This window comes from Ideonella sp. (genome assembly GCF_035254525.1).
Taxonomy (GTDB): Bacteria; Pseudomonadota; Gammaproteobacteria; order Burkholderiales; family Burkholderiaceae_C; genus Ideonella.
On the sequence record NZ_DATFAN010000108.1, the window covers coordinates 21390 to 37572 of the forward strand.

21 protein-coding genes are annotated in these 16183 nt (G+C 69.9%); 6 read left to right on the forward strand and 15 right to left on the reverse strand.

Features of this window, described 5'->3' with window-relative positions; all coding sequences use genetic code 11:
* Positions 1-21: 21 nt before the first annotated feature.
* From coaD to hisF, 3 genes are read right to left on the reverse strand one after another with little or no spacing between them, the layout of a single operon-like run.
* Positions 22-528, reverse strand: a complete 507-nt coding sequence (coaD, locus tag VJ693_RS10535; protein ID WP_324153924.1) for a pantetheine-phosphate adenylyltransferase — start codon at positions 526-528, stop codon at positions 22-24.
* 55 nt (positions 529-583) lie between these two features.
* Positions 584-1189 (reverse strand): 16S rRNA (guanine(966)-N(2))-methyltransferase RsmD, encoded by a 606-nt coding sequence (rsmD, locus tag VJ693_RS10540; protein ID WP_414652256.1) that lies wholly within the window; start codon positions 1187-1189, stop codon positions 584-586.
* A gap of 8 nt (positions 1190-1197) precedes the next feature.
* The gene (gene hisF / locus VJ693_RS10545) at positions 1198-1977 is read right to left on the reverse strand and encodes an imidazole glycerol phosphate synthase subunit HisF (protein WP_324153926.1); all 780 of its coding nucleotides are present in this window, start codon (positions 1975-1977) and stop codon (positions 1198-1200) included.
* Between the two features lie 161 nt (positions 1978-2138).
* Here hisF and VJ693_RS10550 point away from each other — a divergent pair, with 161 nt between their 5' ends.
* Positions 2139-2717: a DJ-1/PfpI family protein gene (locus VJ693_RS10550; RefSeq protein WP_324153927.1), complete on the forward strand. Its 579-nt coding sequence runs from the start codon at positions 2139-2141 to the stop codon at positions 2715-2717.
* Between the two features lie 59 nt (positions 2718-2776).
* Positions 2777-3208, forward strand: a complete 432-nt coding sequence (locus VJ693_RS10555) for a ribbon-helix-helix domain-containing protein (RefSeq protein WP_324153929.1) — start codon at positions 2777-2779, stop codon at positions 3206-3208.
* On the opposite strand, the gene hisA is transcribed toward VJ693_RS10555, so the two are convergent.
* The 12 genes from hisA to VJ693_RS10615 all read right to left on the reverse strand — a co-directional run bounded on the left by hisA (position 3142) and on the right by VJ693_RS10615 (position 12446).
* Complete coding sequence (gene hisA / locus VJ693_RS10560; RefSeq protein ID WP_324153930.1) at positions 3142-3888, reverse strand: 1-(5-phosphoribosyl)-5-[(5-phosphoribosylamino)methylideneamino]imidazole-4-carboxamide isomerase; 747 nt, start codon at positions 3886-3888, stop codon at positions 3142-3144. The genes VJ693_RS10555 and hisA overlap by 67 nt on opposite strands.
* Positions 3889-3991: 103 nt before the next feature.
* Complete coding sequence (gene hisH / locus VJ693_RS10565) at positions 3992-4651, reverse strand: imidazole glycerol phosphate synthase subunit HisH (protein WP_324153931.1); 660 nt, start codon at positions 4649-4651, stop codon at positions 3992-3994.
* Entirely contained in the window at positions 4648-5259 is a 612-nt protein-coding gene (hisB, locus tag VJ693_RS10570) for an imidazoleglycerol-phosphate dehydratase HisB (RefSeq protein ID WP_324153933.1), read from the reverse strand. Before hisB ends, hisH begins: the two co-directional genes overlap by 4 nt.
* Positions 5256-6350: a histidinol-phosphate transaminase gene (gene hisC / locus VJ693_RS10575; RefSeq protein ID WP_324153934.1), complete on the reverse strand. Its 1095-nt coding sequence runs from the start codon at positions 6348-6350 to the stop codon at positions 5256-5258. The genes hisB and hisC overlap by 4 nt, the downstream gene beginning before the upstream one ends.
* Positions 6347-6808 carry a PIN domain-containing protein gene (locus tag VJ693_RS10580; protein WP_324153935.1) on the reverse strand — a complete coding sequence of 154 codons (462 nt, stop codon included), beginning with the start codon at positions 6806-6808 and terminating at the stop codon, positions 6347-6349. The genes hisC and VJ693_RS10580 overlap by 4 nt, the downstream gene beginning before the upstream one ends.
* Positions 6805-7038, reverse strand: coding sequence for a CopG family transcriptional regulator (locus tag VJ693_RS10585; RefSeq protein WP_324153936.1), 234 nt, complete (start codon positions 7036-7038; stop codon positions 6805-6807). Before VJ693_RS10585 ends, VJ693_RS10580 begins: the two co-directional genes overlap by 4 nt.
* Positions 7039-7101: 63 nt before the next feature.
* Positions 7102-8412, reverse strand: a complete 1311-nt coding sequence (gene hisD / locus VJ693_RS10590) for a histidinol dehydrogenase (protein WP_324153938.1) — start codon at positions 8410-8412, stop codon at positions 7102-7104.
* A 24-nt stretch (positions 8413-8436) separates the two neighbouring features.
* Positions 8437-9075: an ATP phosphoribosyltransferase gene (hisG, locus tag VJ693_RS10595; protein ID WP_324153939.1), complete on the reverse strand. Its 639-nt coding sequence runs from the start codon at positions 9073-9075 to the stop codon at positions 8437-8439.
* Entirely contained in the window at positions 9072-10361 is a 1290-nt protein-coding gene (gene murA / locus VJ693_RS10600) for a UDP-N-acetylglucosamine 1-carboxyvinyltransferase (RefSeq protein ID WP_324153941.1), read from the reverse strand. The genes hisG and murA overlap by 4 nt, the downstream gene beginning before the upstream one ends.
* A 67-nt stretch (positions 10362-10428) precedes the next feature.
* The gene (locus tag VJ693_RS10605) at positions 10429-10701 is read right to left on the reverse strand and encodes a BolA family protein (protein WP_324153943.1); all 273 of its coding nucleotides are present in this window, start codon (positions 10699-10701) and stop codon (positions 10429-10431) included.
* 24 nt (positions 10702-10725) lie between these two features.
* Entirely contained in the window at positions 10726-11517 is a 792-nt protein-coding gene (locus tag VJ693_RS10610; RefSeq protein WP_324153944.1) for an ABC transporter permease, read from the reverse strand.
* Positions 11514-12446 carry an ABC transporter ATP-binding protein gene (locus tag VJ693_RS10615; protein WP_324153945.1) on the reverse strand — a complete coding sequence of 311 codons (933 nt, stop codon included), beginning with the start codon at positions 12444-12446 and terminating at the stop codon, positions 11514-11516. Before VJ693_RS10615 ends, VJ693_RS10610 begins: the two co-directional genes overlap by 4 nt.
* A 64-nt stretch (positions 12447-12510) precedes the next feature.
* On the opposite strand from VJ693_RS10615, the gene VJ693_RS10620 reads away from it, so the two are divergent.
* The 4 genes from VJ693_RS10620 to miaA are packed head-to-tail and all read left to right on the forward strand — an operon-like array spanning position 12511 to position 16161.
* Positions 12511-13167: a TetR/AcrR family transcriptional regulator gene (locus VJ693_RS10620; protein WP_324153946.1), complete on the forward strand. Its 657-nt coding sequence runs from the start codon at positions 12511-12513 to the stop codon at positions 13165-13167.
* A 47-nt stretch (positions 13168-13214) separates the two neighbouring features.
* A complete protein-coding gene (locus tag VJ693_RS10625) occupies positions 13215-13991 on the forward strand; it encodes a hypothetical protein (protein WP_324153948.1) in 777 nt (258 codons plus the stop codon).
* The gene (locus VJ693_RS10630; protein ID WP_324153949.1) at positions 13988-15211 is read left to right on the forward strand and encodes a Bcr/CflA family efflux MFS transporter; all 1224 of its coding nucleotides are present in this window, start codon (positions 13988-13990) and stop codon (positions 15209-15211) included. Before VJ693_RS10625 ends, VJ693_RS10630 begins: the two co-directional genes overlap by 4 nt.
* The gene (gene miaA / locus VJ693_RS10635) at positions 15208-16161 is read left to right on the forward strand and encodes a tRNA (adenosine(37)-N6)-dimethylallyltransferase MiaA (RefSeq protein WP_324153951.1); all 954 of its coding nucleotides are present in this window, start codon (positions 15208-15210) and stop codon (positions 16159-16161) included. The genes VJ693_RS10630 and miaA overlap by 4 nt, the downstream gene beginning before the upstream one ends.
* The last annotated feature ends 22 nt before the right edge of the window (positions 16162-16183 follow it).

A 16183-nucleotide genomic window follows, 5' to 3' on the forward strand; every position in this document is an offset into this window, starting at 1 on the left:
GCACTCTCTCGGGGGAAACAGTCATTCGCGCGGCGGCTGGGCCACGCGGTCTTTCAGGCGATCGAGCACCAAGGGTGACACGAACTTGGAGACATCACCGCCGAGCATGGCAATCTCGCGCACGAAGGTGCCGCTGACGAACTGGTACTGGTCGCTGGGCGTCATGAACAGCGTCTCGACCTCGGGCATCAGCTGCCGGTTCATGCCCGCCATCTGGAACTCGTACTCGAAGTCGCTCACCGCGCGCAGGCCGCGCACGACGACGTGGCCGCCATGGCCGACGACGAAATCGCGCAGCAGGCCGCGAAACGCGATCACCTGGACGTTGCCGCAGGGCCGGGCGAGCTCGGTGGCGATGTCCAGCCGCTCGTCGACGTTGAACATCGTGCGCTTGTGGTGGCCGGCGGCGACCGCGACGATCAGCCGATCGAACAGCGTGCTTGCGCGGCGCATCAGGTCTTCGTGACCGAGGGTCATCGGGTCGAAGGTACCCGGGTAGACGGCGGTCAACGGGCGGACAGTGGTCATCGGCAGGCCCTCGGCGTGGTCTGGAGTGGCGAGCACAGTGTAGGGGCTCCGTTGCTCACGCCGCCTGGAACAGCGCGTAGTGCACCGCGCCGGCACGCGCCTGGCGGTGCAGCCGCAGGCCCTCGGGCGGCTCGGGCGCCACCTCGCCCGACTCGAGGTAGACCCATCCGCCGGCGGCCACCGCGCGGGCGGCCGCCGCCAGCGATGAGCCAGCCAGGCGCGAATTGAACGGCGGATCGAGCAGCACCAGGTCGTACTGGCCGGGCACCGCGCTGCGCAGCACGGCCAGCCCGTCGCCGCGCTGCACGCGCAGCGCCGTGGCCTTGAGGCGCTCGCGCGACGCATTCAGCGAGCGCACCAGCTCGGCGTCCTGCTCCACCAGCAGCACGTCGGCCGCGCCGCGCGAGGCGGCTTCGAAGCCGAGGGCACCCGAGCCGGCGAAGGCATCGAGCACGCGCCAGCCGGCCAGATCCTGCCCCAGCCAATTGAACAGCGTTTCGCGCACCCGGTCCGGCGTGGGCCGCAGACCCGGCTTGTCGGCCACCGGCAGCAGGCTGCGGCGCCACTGGCCGCCGACGATGCGCACCTGGTTCGGCGCCCTTCCGGCAGCGTGGGCCGGCCTGGCCACCTTGCGCGGCGGCTCGGGCCTGGCGGGCCTCACGGGCCGCGTCACGCCCGCACCGGCACGCCGGCTTTCGCCAGCAGGGCCTTGGCCTGGCCGACCGTGAACTCGCCGTAGTGGAAGATGCTCGCCGCCAGCACGGCGTCGGCGCCGCCGACCTGGATGCCCTCAACCAGGTGCTCCAGTGCCCCGACGCCGCCCGAGGCGATCACCGGCACGGGCACCGCATCGCTCACCGCGCGGGTCAGCTCGAGATCGAAGCCGATCTTGGTGCCGTCGCGGTCCATGCTGGTCAACAGGATCTCGCCGGCACCGTATTCGGCCATCTGGCGCGCCCAGGCCACCGCGTCGAGGCCGACGTTCTTGCGGCCGCCGTGGGTGTAGACATCCCAGCCCGGTCCGCGCGCGGCCAGGTCGTCGCCCTGCCGCCGCTTGGCGTCGATCGCCACGACGATGCACTGCGCGCCGTACTTCTCGGAGGCGTCGCGGATCACCTGCGGGTTGGCCACCGCCGCCGAGTTGAAGCTGACCTTGTCGGCCCCGGCGTTCAGCAGGCGGCGCACGTCGTCCACCGTGCGCACGCCCCCGCCAACCGTCAGCGGGATGAAGACCTGCGACGCCACCGCCTCGATGATGTGCAGGATCAGGTCGCGGTTGTCGCTGGTGGCGGTGATGTCGAGGAAGGTCAGCTCGTCGGCACCCTGGTCGTTGTAGCGCGCGGCGATCTCGACGGGGTCGCCGGCGTCGCGCAGCTCGACGAAGTTGACGCCCTTGACGACCCGGCCGCCGGTGACGTCCAGGCAGGGAATGATGCGTTTGGCGAGCATGGCGGGCGGGCGGCGGAAGGAAAGCCTCGATTGTCGCAGCCCCCGCGCGGCGAGCAGGGTCACAGCGGGCTGTTACCACGCCCCGCGCTGGTGTTCCAAGAATGCCTCACCCCGGTGCGATTTCCTCTTCCGGCGCCGGGCCCCACCCAAGGAGACCAGCGATGGCGAAGAAGATCCTGATGTTGTGCGGCGACTTCGGCGAAGACTACGAAACCATGGTGCCGTTCCAGGCCCTGCAGGCGGTGGGCCACACCGTGCATGCGGTGGCGCCGGACAAGAAGGCCGGCGACTACATCCTGACCGCCGTGCACGATTTCGACGGCGCCCAGACCTACAGCGAGAAGCCGGGCCACCGCTTCACGCTGAACGCGACCTTTGCGGACGTGAAGCCCGAGAGCTACGACGCGCTGGTGATTCCCGGCGGCCGCGCGCCCGAATACCTGCGCATGAACAACCGCGTGGTCGAGATCACGCGCCACTTCCTGAAGGCCGACAAGCCGGTCGCGTCGATCTGCCACGGCGCCCAGCTGCTGGCCGCCACCGGCCAGATCAAGGGCCGCCGCGTCTCGGCCTACCCGGCCTGCCAGGTCGAGGTGGAGCTGGCCGGCGCCGAGTACTGCGGCATCGCGGTGGACGCGGCGGTGACCGACCGCAACCTCGTCACCGCACCCGCCTGGCCGGCGCACCCGGCGTGGATCGGGCAGTTCCTGGCGGTGCTGGGTACGCGCATCCAGGCTTGAGGGCAAGCCTGCCTCGGCCTACATTGGCGGTCTTCGAGACGGATTCCAGGGAGGCCGCCATGTGCGAGATCTTCATCAGCGCGGAGCCGGCGAGCTACGACAGCCGCACCCGCTCGGTGCGGCTGCACGGCGTGGTCACCAGCATCCGGCTGGAGAACCTGTTCTGGTCGGTGCTGGAGGAGATCGCGGCGCGCGACGGCATGGGCGTCGTCCAGTTGATCGAGAAGCTGTACGACGAGCTCGTCGCGGCGCGCGGCGCCGTCGGCAATTTCGCCTCGTTCCTGCGCGTGACGGCGCTGCGCTACCAGGCGTTGATGGCACACCAGCGCATCCCGCCCGACCAGGCGGTGCCGATCCGCTCGCTCGATGCGCATGCGGTGCTGCACGCGCTGCCACCCGGCTGGGGCCGGGCGGCCGAGATGGATCAGCCGGCTTCGGCCAGCTCGTCGGCGCGCGCCTGGGCGGCCGTGAAATCGAGCGCGCCGGTGTAGATCGAGCGGCCGCAGATCACGCCTTCGATGCCCTCGCTCTCGACGGCGCACAACGCCTCGATGTCGGCGATGCTGCTCAGGCCCCCCGAGGCGAACACGGGGATCGTCAGCGCCTGCGCGAGCTTGACCGTCGCGTCGACGTTGATGCCGGTCAGCATGCCGTCGCGGCCGATGTCGGTGTAGATCACCCCCTCGACGCCGTAGTCCTCGAACTTCTTGGCGAGGTCGACCACCTCGTGGCCGGTGAGCTTGCTCCAGCCGTCGGTCGCGACCTTGCCGTCCTTGGCATCCAGGCCCACGATGATGTGGCCGCCAAAGGCCGTGCACGCATCCCGCAGGAAGCCGGGGTTCTTGACCGCGGCGGTGCCGATGATCACGTAGGACAGCCCGTCGTCGAGGTAGCGCTCGATCGTGTCCAGGTCGCGGATGCCGCCGCCGAGCTGCACCGGGATGTCGTCGCCGACCGCCTTCAAGATCGCCTTGATCGCGGTCTCGTTGACCGGCTTGCCGGCGAAGGCCCCGTTCAGGTCGACCAGGTGCAGCCTTCGCGCCCCGGCCGCCAGCCAGCGCCTGGCCATCGCGGCGGGGTCTTCGCCGAAGGTGGTGGAAGCCTGCATGTCGCCCTGTTGCAGGCGAACGCAATGGCCGTCTTTCAGATCGATCGCGGGGATCAGCAGCATGGCTCGGCGAGCACGAGTGGGGATTCGGGCTGGGGTGAAGGCGAGAAGGCGGTCAGTGCGAGGGATGCAGCACGGATGCGGCACGGCGCAGGGCAAGCGGGGATCACGGATTCCAGTGCAGGAAATTGCGATACAGGGCCAGGCCGTGTGCGGCGCTCTTCTCAGGGTGGAACTGGGTCGCAAAAATGTTATCCCGCGCCACCGCGCAGGTAAAGCGCAGTCCGTAGTCGGTGCTGCCCGCGCTGTGGTGCGGGTCCGACGGTTCGGCGTAGTAGCTGTGCACGAAATAGAACCAGGCCTCGTCGGGCACCCCTGCCCAGATGGGGTGCACCGCACCGCCGTGACGCGTCTGGCGCACCTGATTCCAGCCCATCTGGGGCACCTTGTAGCGGCTGCCATCGGGCTGCAGCTGGCCTTCCAACTGGAAGCGCTTGACGCGCCCCGGGATCAGGCCCAGGCCTGGCGTGTCCTGCTCTTCCGAGTGGTCGAGCAGCATCTGCATGCCGACGCACACGCCCATCAGCGGCTTGGCGGTGGCGGCTTCGAGCACCGCCTCTTTCAGGCCGGAGTCGTGCAGCTCGCGCATGCAATCGCGCATGGCACCCTGGCCGGGCAGCACGACGCGCTCGGCAGCACGCACCTCTTCGGGTCGGGACGTGACGACGACCTGCACCTCGGTGCCGGCGGCGACGTGCATCACCGCCTGCGACACCGAGCGCAGGTTGCCCATGCCGTAATCGACGACGGCGACGACTCGGCTCACAGGCTGCCTTTCGTCGAGGGAATCACGCCGGCCGAGCGGGGATCCAGCGTCATCGCCATGCGCAGCGCACGGCCGAAGGCCTTGAAGATCGTCTCGCACTGGTGGTGTGCGTTGTGGCCCTTCAGGTTGTCGATGTGCAGCGTCACGAGCGCGTGGTTCGCGAAGCCCTGGAAGAACTCGAAGGCGAGCTGGGTGTCGAACGTGCCGATCATGCCGGCCTTGAAGTCGACCGCCATCTGGATGCCGGGCCGGCCGGAAAAATCGACCACCACGCGCGACAGGGCTTCGTCCAGCGGCACGTAGGCATGGCCGTAGCGGGTCAGCCCCTTCTTGTCGCCGACCGCCTGCGCGACCGCGATGCCCAGGGTGATGCCGACGTCTTCCACCGTGTGGTGGCCGTCGATGTGCAGGTCGCCCTGGGCCTCGATCTCGAGATCGATCAGCCCGTGGCGGGCGATCTGGTCGAGCATGTGGTCGAAGAAGCCGATGCCGGTGGCGAGCTTGGCCTGGCCGGTGCCGTCGAGGTTGACGCGCACGCGGATCTGGGTCTCCTTGGTGTCGCGGCGGACCTCGGCCACACGGGCCATCGTCGGGTCGGTGGTGCTCATGCGTCGAGTTCTTCCAGGGCGCCGCGCAGTGCGGCCACGGTTTGCGAATTCTCTTCCGGCGTACCGATGGTGATGCGCAGGCAATCCGCCAGCAAGGGGTGCAGGCTGGAGACGTTCTTCACCAGCACGCCGCGCGCCTTCATGCCGGCGAACACGCGCTTCGCATCCGGCACGCGCGCCAGGATCATGTTCGCCTCGCTCGGGTAGGGCTTGACGCCCGGCAGCGCGGCCAGCACGCCGAACAGCTTGGCGCGCTCGGCGCGGATGGTCTCGGCCTGCCTGGCGTATTCGTCGACGTGCTCGAGCGCGAACAGCGCCGCCTCGCAGTTCAGCACGCTGATGTTGAACGGCGGCCGCAGCTTGTTCAGCTCGGCGATCAGCGGCGCGCGGCCGATCAGGTAGCCGATGCGCACCCCGGCCAGGCCGAACTTGCTCATCGTGCGCATCAGCAGCACGTGCTCGTGCCGCTTCAGGCGCTCGAGCGAATCGCGCGAGGCGAAGGGCTGGTAGGCCTCGTCCATCACGACCAGCCCGGGTGCGGCTTCGATGATCGCCTCGATGGTGGCGTCGTCCCAGAGGTTGGCGGTCGGGTTGTTCGGGTAGGCCAGGTAGACGATGGCCGGCCGGTACTTCCCGATCGCCTCCAGCATGGCCGGCCCGTCGAGCTCGAAATCGGGCGTGGTCGGCACGCCGATGAACTTCAGGCCCTGCAGCCTGGCCGACAGCTCGTACATCACGAAACCGGGCAGCGGCGCCAGCACCACGTTGCCGGGGATGTCAGCCGCCAGTGCGAGCAGGCTGATCAGCTCGTCGGAGCCGTTGCCGAGCATGATGTCGCAGCCCTTGGGCATCTGGGCATGGCGGGCGAGCTCGTGACGCAGCACGTCGCCCCGCTCGGCCGGATAGCGGTTCAGCGCGACCTCGGCCAGCCGCTCGCCCAGCTCGCGGCGCAGCGCGGGCGGCAGCCGGAACGGGTTTTCCATCGTGTCGACCTTGACGAAGCCGGCACTGGGCTGGATCGCGTAGCCGTGCATGCCCTGCACGTCGGCACGCAGGAAGCGGGTCATTCGATCGGCAAGGGCGTTGCTCATGATGTGGCGGCGGCCGGTGCGTCGAGCACCTCGGGGCCGACGAGAAAGGGGTTGAGGATCTGCACCGAATCGATCTGCTGGCCGTGCGGCAGGTCTTCCGAAATGACGTAGCGGCAGCCCTGCTGCTGGGCCGAGGCGACGATCAGCGCATCCCAGTAGTTCAGGCCGTTGCGGCTTTCGATCGCCCAGGCCGTCTCGACCGTCGGGTGATCGACCTGCCATGGGCGCCAGTGCTGGTAGCGGCGCACCTCGGCGCGTGCGTCGCCGGCGGAGATGGCGCTGGGAAACTGCTGGCGGGCCTTGCTGTAGAACTCGTTGAGCACCTGCACGCTCAGGCGGCCGCAGCGCCGCTCCCAGCAAGTGCTGATCCAGCCGCGCGCACAGTCACGCTTGGCCAGGTCGCGGTCGTCGACGCAGTACAGCAGGACGTTCGTGTCGACGAAGACCGTCGTGCTCACCGCTGGCTCCGGTCGTAGATCGCTTCGCGATTCAGGTAGCGCCCGTCGGACGAGCCCCAGCTCTTGAACTCCAGCGCCTCGCGCATGGCCCGCTCGTAGGCGTCGTCATGGCGCATCTTCTCGGCCAGCATCTCGCCGACCAGGCGCGAGACGCTGGTGTTGCGGCGCGCGGCTTCCAGCCTCGCCCATTCGGCGACGCTGTCTTCCATCGTGACGGTGACGTTCTTCATGAGGCTCTCACACGATGTTCGTGTCGCACGATTTTCGTGTTCCACGAAGTTCGTGTCAACCCGTCAAGACTTGAGCCGCATCTGCGCCGCCCGGGCGTGGGCCTGCAGGCCCTCGCCGTAGGCCAATTCGGCCGCGATCAAGCCCAGCTTGTTCGCGCCCACTTCGCTGACCTCGATCAGGCTGCTTCGCTTCTGGAAGTCGTACACGCCCAACGGCGACGAGAAGCGCGCCGTGCCCGAGGTGGGCAGCACGTGGTTCGGCCCGGCGCAGTAGTCGCCCAGGCTTTCGCTGGTGTAGGCGCCGAGGAAGATCGCGCCTGCGTGCCTGAGCTGCGGCTCCCAGCGGTTCGGCTGGTCGGACGACACCTCCAGGTGCTCGGGCGCGATGCGGTTGCTGATCGCGCAGGCCTCGTCCATCGAGCGGGTCAGGATCAGGGCACCGCGGCCTTCCAGCGAAGCGCGGATCACCGCCTGGCGCGGCATCTCGGGCAGCAGGCGCTCGATCGCCTCGCGCACCTTCGCGAGGTAGGCGGCGTCGGGGCACAGCAGGATGGATTGCGCCAGCTCGTCGTGCTCGGCCTGGCTGAACAAGTCCATCGCCACCCAGTCCGGCGGCGTCGTGCCATCGGCCAGCACGAGGATCTCGCTCGGGCCGGCGATCATGTCGATGCCGACCTGGCCGAAGACGCGGCGCTTGGCGCTGGCGACGTAGGCGTTGCCGGGGCCGGTGATCTTGTCGACGCCGGGGATCGTCGCGGTGCCGTAGGCCAGCGCCGCCACGGCCTGCGCGCCGCCGATGGTGAACGCGCGGGTCACGCCGGCCACGTAGGCCGCGGCGAGGACGAGCGCGTTCTTCTCGCCCTTCGGCGTGGGCACCACCATCATGATTTCGCCGACGCCGGCCACGTGGGCCGGGATCGCGCTCATCAGCACCGACGACGGGTAGGCCGCCTTGCCGCCCGGCACGTAGATGCCCACGCGGTCCAGCGGCGTGACCTTCTGGCCTAGCAGCGTGCCGTCCTCGTCGCGGTAGCTCCAGCCGCGGCCGCAGGCGTCGAGCTGGCGCTGGTGGTAGGCGCGCACCCGCGCCGCCGCGGCTTCGAGCGCGCTGCGCTGCGCCGGCGTGATCGCGTCGAACGCGGCCTTCAGCTCGTCGCGCGTCAGTTCCAACGCGGCCACGCTCTCGGCCTGCACGCCATCGAAGCGCGCGGTGTACTCGAGCACCGCCGCATCGCCGCGCTGCTGCACATCGGCCAGGATCGCCGCCACGCGCTCTTCGATCGAGGCATCCGTTTCCGCCGACCAGTGGCGCAACCGGGCGAACTCGGCTTCGAAATCGGCGGTGGTGGTGTCGAGCTGGCGCAGGTTAAGCATGGCGGGCGGCAAAGGTGTCCGGAGCTATCGAGGAATGGCGCTGGCGAAGGCGTCGATCATCGGGCGCAGCACGTCGCGCTTGAGTTTCAACGCAGCTTGGTTGACCACCAGGCGCGACGAGATGTCCATGATGTGCTCGACCTCGACCAGGTGGTTGGCCTTCAGCGTCGAGCCGGTCGAGACGAGGTCGACGATCGCATCGGCCAGCCCGGTCAGCGGCGCCAGCTCCATCGAGCCGTAAAGCTTGATCAGGTCGACGTGCACGCCCTTGTCGGCAAAGTGCTGGCGCGCCACGGTCGTGTACTTGGTGGCCACACTGATGCGCGAGCCCTGCTTGACGGCCGCCGCGTAGTCGAAATCGTCGCGCACCGCGACACTCATGCGGCATTTGGCGATGTTCAGGTCCAGCGGCTGGTACAGGCCCTCGCCGCCGTGCTCGAGCAGCACGTCCTTGCCGGCCACGCCCAGGTCGGCGCCGCCGTACTGCACGTAGGTCGGCACGTCGGTCGCGCGCACCAGCACCACGCGCACGTCGGGCCGGTTGGTCGGCAGGATCAGCTTGCGGCTCTTTTCCGGGTCCTCGCTCACCGTGATGCCGGCGGCGGCCAGCAGCGGCAGCGTCTCCTCGAAGATGCGGCCCTTGGACAGCGCGAGCGTGATCATGCGGACACCCTCTCGATGTCGGCGCCGATCGAGCGCAGCTTGGCCTCCATGCGGTCGTAGCCGCGGTCGAGGTGGTAGATGCGGTCGACGACCGTCTCGCCATCGGCCACCAGGCCGGCGATCACCAGGCTGGCCGACGCGCGCAGGTCGGTGGCCATCACCGTCGCGCCCGACAGGCGCTCGACGCCGGTGACCATTGCGCTGTGGCCGTCCACCTCGATCTTCGCGCCCAGGCGGATCAGCTCGTTGACGTGCATGAAGCGGTTCTCGAAGATCGTCTCGCTGATCTTCGCGGCGCCCTCTGCGATGCAGTTGACAGCCATGAACTGCGCCTGCATGTCGGTCGGGAAGGCCGGGTACTCGCTGGTGCGAAAGCTCACCGCCTGCGGCCGGGCCGCGGCCTGGACGCGGACCCAGTCGTCGCCCGAGGTGATCGTCACGCCGGCCTCGCGCAGCTTGTCGATCACCGCGTCAAGGTGGCGGGCGTTGGCCTGGCGCAGCGTCACGTCGCCGCCGGTGGCCGCCACCGCGCACAGGAAGGTGCCGGTCTCGATGCGGTCCGGGATGATGCGGTGGCCGTTGGCGGGCGCGTGCAGGCGCTCGACCCCCTGGATCACGACGCGGTGCGTGCCGTGGCCCTCGATCTTCGCGCCCATCGCGATCAGCAGCTCGGCCAGGTCCGGGATCTCAGGCTCCTGCGCGGCGTTCTCGAGCACCGTCTCGCCTTCGGCCAGCACCGCGGCCATCATCAGGTTCTCGGTGCCGGTCACGGTGACCATGTCGGTCGTGATGCACGCCCCGCGCAGGCGCCGCTGGCCGGCCGCATTCAGCGGCGCCTTCGCCTGGATGTAGCCATGCTCGACGGTGATCTCGGCGCCCATGGCCTGCAGGCCCTTGATGTGCTGGTCGACCGGCCGCGAGCCGATCGCGCAGCCACCGGGCAGCGAGACGGTCGCGGTGCCGAAGCGCGCCAGCAGCGGGCCCAACACCAGGATGGCCGCGCGCATGGTCTTGACCAGCTCGTAGGGCGCCTCGGTGCTGGTGATGTCGGCCGCGTCGATCGTGATGCGCTGCGGCGTGGCCTCGGGCCGATCGACCTTCGCGCCCATGTGGCGCAGCAGCTTCAGCGCGGTCGCCACGTCCTGCAGCTTGGGCACGTTGTGCAGCGTGAGCGGCTCGGGCGTCAGCAGCGCGGCGCACAGCTCGGGCAGAGCGGCGTTCTTGGCGCCGGAAATCGTCAGCTCGCCGGCCAGGCGGCGGCCACCGCGAATGAGGAGTTTGTCCATGGGGTGTCGGGTCGTGGACCAGGGGTGGCCCACGGCGCGCGGCAGCGCGCCCCGGGCCGCAGAAGCGTCAATGGTGGCCCGTGGGGGCCGAGTTGGCGGATTCGCGGGCCCACTCGGCCGGCGTCAGCGTCTTCATCGACAGCGCGTGGATCTCTTCGCGCATGCGCTCGCCCAGCGCCGCGTAGACGCGCTGGTGGCGGCGCACGCGGAGCAGGCCTTCGAACTCGCGCGACACGATGGTCGCGAAGAAATGCCGGCCGTCACCCTCGACTTCCAGGTGCTCGCAGGCAACACCTGCAGCGATGTAGTCGCGAACCTGGGCGGGAGTGGGGGCGGACATGGTGCCGGGATTATCCCTGATCGCTCAATTCCGGAGCTTGTAGCCCGACTGCAGCAGCCGCAGCGTGATGCCGGCAACGACGAAGAAGCTCGCGAGGACCACGCCCAGGCTCAACCAGGGCGACACGTCGCTGACACCGAAGAAGCCGTGGCGAAAGCCATCGACCATGTAGAAGAAGGGGTTCAGCTGGCTCACGCCCTGCCAAAACGCCGGCAGCGAGTGCACCGAGTAGAAGACGCCGGCGAGGAAGGTCATCGGCATCACGATGAAGTTCTGGAACGCCGCCATCTGGTCGAACTTCTCGGCCCACAGGCCGGCGATCAGGCCCAGCGAGCCCATCAGCGCCGCCCCCAGCAAGGCGAAGGCCAGGATCCAGCCCGGCTGCGCAAAGCCCGGCGGGCCGAACCACGCGGTGACCGCCAGCACGCCCAGCCCGACCGCCAGCCCGCGCACCACCGACGCGCCGACGTACGCCACGTACCAGGCCAGCGGCGACAGCGGCGTGACGAGCAGGAACACCAGGTTGCCGGTGATCTTGCTCTGGATCAGGCTGGACGAGGTGTTGGCGAAGGCGTTCTGCAGCACGCTCATCATCACCAGCCCCGGGATCAGGAAGCTGGTGTAGCCGATGCGGTTGTAGACCTTGACGTGCTCCTCGAGCACATGGCCGAAGATCAGCAGGTAGAGCACCGCGGTGAGCACCGGCGCCGCCACCGTCTGGAAGCTGACCTTCCAGAAGCGCAGCACCTCCTTGTAGAACAGCGTGCGCGCCCCGGCCAGCGGCCGGCTGCCGCCCGATTCCATGACGGCGCTCATGCGGCCTCCTCCGCCACCGCCGGCGCTGTGCTGCCCTGCATGATGCCCAGGAACACGTCTTCCAGATCGGCCCGGCCGATCTCGAGGTCTTCGACGCGCACCTTGGCCGCACGCAGCCGGGCCAGCAGGCGTTCGACCTCGGCGGCGTCGTGTGCCGCGATCTGCGCGATGCGGCCGGTCACCCGGGCCCGCGCGGCCACGTCGCCCGGCAGGGCGTCGTCGGTCTTGAAGCGCAGCACGCTGCCGGCGGTCGCGGCCAGCAGGTTCGCCGTGCGGTCCAGCGCGACGATCCGCCCCTGCTTGAGCATGGCGATGCGGCCGCACAGCGCCTCGGCCTCCTCGAGGTAGTGCGTGGTCAGCAGCACAGTGTGGCCCTGCTTGTTCAGCCGCGCGATGAATTGCCACAGCGTCTGGCGCAACTCGACGTCGACACCGGCCGTCGGCTCGTCGAGCACGATGACCGGCGGCCGGTGCACCAGTGCCTGCGCGACCAGCACGCGGCGCTTCATGCCGCCCGAGAGCTGCCGCATGTTGGCGCCGGCCTTGTCGGCCAGGCCCAGGCCGGCGAGCAGCTCGTCGATCCAGTCGTCGTTGTGCTTGACGCCGAAGTAGCCACTCTGGATGCGCAGCGTCTCGCGCACCGAAAAGAAGGGGTCGAACACCAGCTCCTGCGGCACGATGCCCAGCGAGCGCCGCGCATCGGCATAGTCGGCGACCACGTCGTGGCCCATCACCGACACGCGGCCCTCGGTGGCGCGCGCGAGACCGGCGAGGATGCTGATCAGCGTGGTCTTGCCTGCCCCGTTGGGGCCGAGCAGGCCGAAGAACTCGCCGCGCTCGATGTCGAAACTCACCCCGTCGAGCGCACGCAGGGTGCCGCGGGCGCCGCTATAGGTCTTGGCGACGCCCTGGAAGGAAACGGCTGGCATCGGAACATTGTAGGTAGGCCCCCCAAGGCCACCGGGGCGTGGGGATGCTAGATTGACGCCGCCCATGCCCACCAAGAAGCCCCGCCGCACCGCCGAGCGCATCCTCGAAGTCACCCTCGACCTGTTCAACCGCTTCGGCGAACCGAATGTGTCGACCACGCTGATTTCGGCCGAGCTGGGCATCAGCCCCGGCAACCTCTACTACCACTACCCCGCCAAGGATGAGCTGATCAACGCCTTGTTCGGGCGCTACGAGACGGCGCTGAACGAGTTGCTGAACGCGGCCGACGGTGTGCGCAACGTCGAGGACGCGTGGCTGTTCTTCCACATGCTGTTCGAGCTGATCTGGGGTTACCGCTTCCTGTACCGCGACCTCAACGACCTGCTCAGCAAGAACCGCCGGCTCGAGACCCACTTCCAGTTCGTGCTGAAGAACAAGTCCCGCGCGGTCGAGGCGGTGCTCGCCGGGCTGACGCGTGGCAGCGCCGCGCGGCTCGCGCGGCCCGACGCGGCCGTCGTCGCGACCTCGATGGTGGTCGTGCTGACCTACTGGCTGAGCTACGAGTACGTGCGCGAGCCGCGCAAGGCGCTCGAGCCCGAGCATGCCGCCGCCACGCTGGCGCGGGGCGCCTGGCACGTGCTGAGCCTGCTCGGGCCCTACCTCGAGCCGGACGCGCGCGAGCACCTGAACACGCTGGCGTCACCCTATCGTGCCGGTTGACGCGCCGGCTGATCGATCACACCCACACACACCCAAGGAGACACAAGATGGCCAAGTGGACCGCCTTCCCCTATGACGGCAGCGAGTACCAGTACGACGCCGCAGCGCTGAAGAAACACTGGGCCCGCCTGCACGCCGGCGACGCCGAGCCGTGGCCGAAGGACGAGGCCGTGCAGGCCGCCTGGGCGCTGTTCCACGCCGGCCAGTTCCAGAAGGCGGCCGAGGCCGGGCTGAAGGCCGGCGGGGCCGGCATCACGGTTGCCAACAAGGCGCAGGCCATCTACGCGAACTACCTCGAAAAGAGCGAGAAGAACAAGCTCGCGCTGTTCCTCGAGGTGTCCGAACGGGCCGGCGCCCAGCAGGCCGAGGAGCCCCAGAACCCCAACGCCTGGTACTGGCAGGCCTACGCGCTGGGCCGCTACAGCCAGGGCATCAGTGTCGCCAAGGCCCTGGCGCAGGGCCTGGGCAGCAAGGTCAAGACCGCGCTCGAGACGACGATCAAGCTGGCTCCGAAGCATGCCGACGCGCACATCGCGCTCGGCGCCTTCCACGCCGAGGTGATCGACAAGGTCGGCAAGCTGCTCGGCAAGACCCAGGGCGCCGATGCCGCCACCGGCCTGAAGCTCTACAAGGAGGCGCTGGCGCTGAACCCGGCCAGTGCGATCGCGATGGTCGAGTACGCCAACGGGCTGGTCATGCTCGAAGGCGACAAGAAGATGGCCGAGGCCGAGAAGCTCTATGCCGACGCCGCCGCCTGCACGCCGATGGATGCGATGGAGCGGCTGGACGTCGAGATGGCCAAGGCGGAACTCGAGGACGAGTGATTTCCCGCGGCAGCCAGCTCAGCCCCGCCCTCGCCGCGCTGGCCATCGCCCTGCTGCTCGGGCTGCAACCGGTCACGACCGATCTGTACCTGCCGGCGCTGCCGCTGCTGGCGCGTGAGCTCGCGGCGCCGATGTCGGCGACGCAGCTGACCATGTCGTTCGTGCTGCTGGCCTTCGGCATCGGCCAGCTCGTGATGGGCCCGCTGTCGGATCGCCATGGTCGCCGGCCCGTGCTGCTCGGCGGCCTGGCGCTGCACACGCTGGCCAGCGTCGGCGCCGCACTGGCGCCGAACATCGAGGCCCTGATCGCCGCCCGGGCGTTGCAGGGCCTGGGCCTGGCCGCATCGGTGGTCTGCGCGCGGGCGATGGTGCGCGATCTGTACGAGCCGCACGAGGGGGCGCACGTGATGGCCTGGGCCCTGTCGGGCCTGGGCGTGCTGGCGCTCGGCTCGCCGCTGCTGGGCGGCTGGTTGACCGCCGCGGCCGGCTGGCGCGCGCCGCTCGGCGCGGTGGCGGCGATCGCGGCGATCACGCTGGGCATCGTCGCCTGGCGGGTGCCGGAGACCAGCACCCGGCGCGACCCGGATGCGCTGCGCCCCGGCCCGCTGGCCGCCGGGTTCAGGCGTGTGGCCCGCCACCCGGCCTTTCGCGCCTGGGCGACGCTGGTCAGCGCGACCTACGGCGGCCTGTTCCTGATGCTCGCCGGCTCGTCCTTCGTCTACATCGGCGTGCTGGGCCTGTCACCCTGGGGCTACGGCCTCGCGTTGGCCTCGGCTTCGCTGGCCTACCTGGTCGGCACGTTCTACTGCCGTCACCTGCTGACGCGCCATGGGCTGGCCGGTGCGGTGCGCCGCGGCGCGCTGTTCACGCTGGCCGGCGGCCTGGGCATGGCGGCGTTGGGCCTGGCCGGCAGCCACGAGATCGTCTGGGTGCTCGTCGCCCACTGGCTCTACAACTTCGGCCACGGCATCCACCAACCCTGTGGCCAGGCCGGCGCGGTCGGCGCCTTCCCGCATGCGGCCGGGCTGGCCTCGGCGCTGGCGGGCTTCATGCTGGCGCTGGTCGCCTTCGGCGTCGGCCTCTGGCTGGGCCAGGCGCTGGATGGCACGCTGCGCCCGCTCGGCCTCGGCCTGGGCTTCTGGGCCATCGCGACGAGCGCGGTCGCCTGGACGCTGGTGCAGCGCGACGGCGAGCGTTTCGAGCTGGGTAGCGCCGCGTGAGCCCGACGGCCTCCCGCATCGACTGGGTCGGCCTGGCCGGCCCCACCGCCTCGGGCAAGACCGGTTTGGCCCTGCGCCTTGCGCAGACCGTGCCGCTCGAGATCGTCAGCGTCGACTCGGCCCTGGTCTATCGCGGCATGGACATCGGCACCGCGAAACCGAGCACGGCCGAGCGCGCCGCCGTGCCGCACCACCTGATCGACATCCTGGACCCGAGCGAGGCCTACTCGGCGGCGCAGTTCGTTGCCGACGCGACGCGCCTGATCGGCGAGATCCGCAGGCGGGGTCGCCTGCCGCTGCTGGTGGGCGGCACGATGCTGTACTTCAAGGCGCTGATCGAGGGCATCGACGCACTGCCGCCGGCCGATGCGGCCGTGCGCGCCGCGCTCGATGCCGAGGCCGCGCGCGCCGGCTGGCCGGCGCTGCACGCCCGCCTGGCCGCGGTCGACCCGGCCGCCGCCGCGCGGCTTGCGCCGAACGACGCACAGCGCATCCAGCGCGCGCTGGAGGTCTTCGAGCTCACCGGCCGGCCGCTGTCGGCCTTCCATACCCGCGGCGCCGCCGTGCCGGCGCCGCGGCACCTGCTGCTGTCGCTGGAGCCCACCGAGCGCGCCTGGCTGCATGCGCGCATCGCCGAGCGCTTCGACCAGATGCTGGCCGAAGGCTTCATCGCCGAGGTCCAGCGCCTGCGCGCGCGCGGCGACCTGCACACCGGCCTGCCCAGCATGCGCTGCGTCGGTTATCGGCAGGCCTGGGAGGCGCTGGACGCCGGCCTGGCCGGCGAGGCCCTGCGCGCCGACGTGCGCGAGCGCGGCATCGCCGCGACGCGCCAGCTGGCCAAGCGGCAGCTCACCTGGCTGCGGGGCATGGGGCGCAGCGTGCTGCCGCCCGAAGATGCAGCGCGTGCGTTTGATCACGCGCGCCACACCCTGGCCGGCCGAGGGTTTTGACCTTCGTCAACCGGCACCCCAG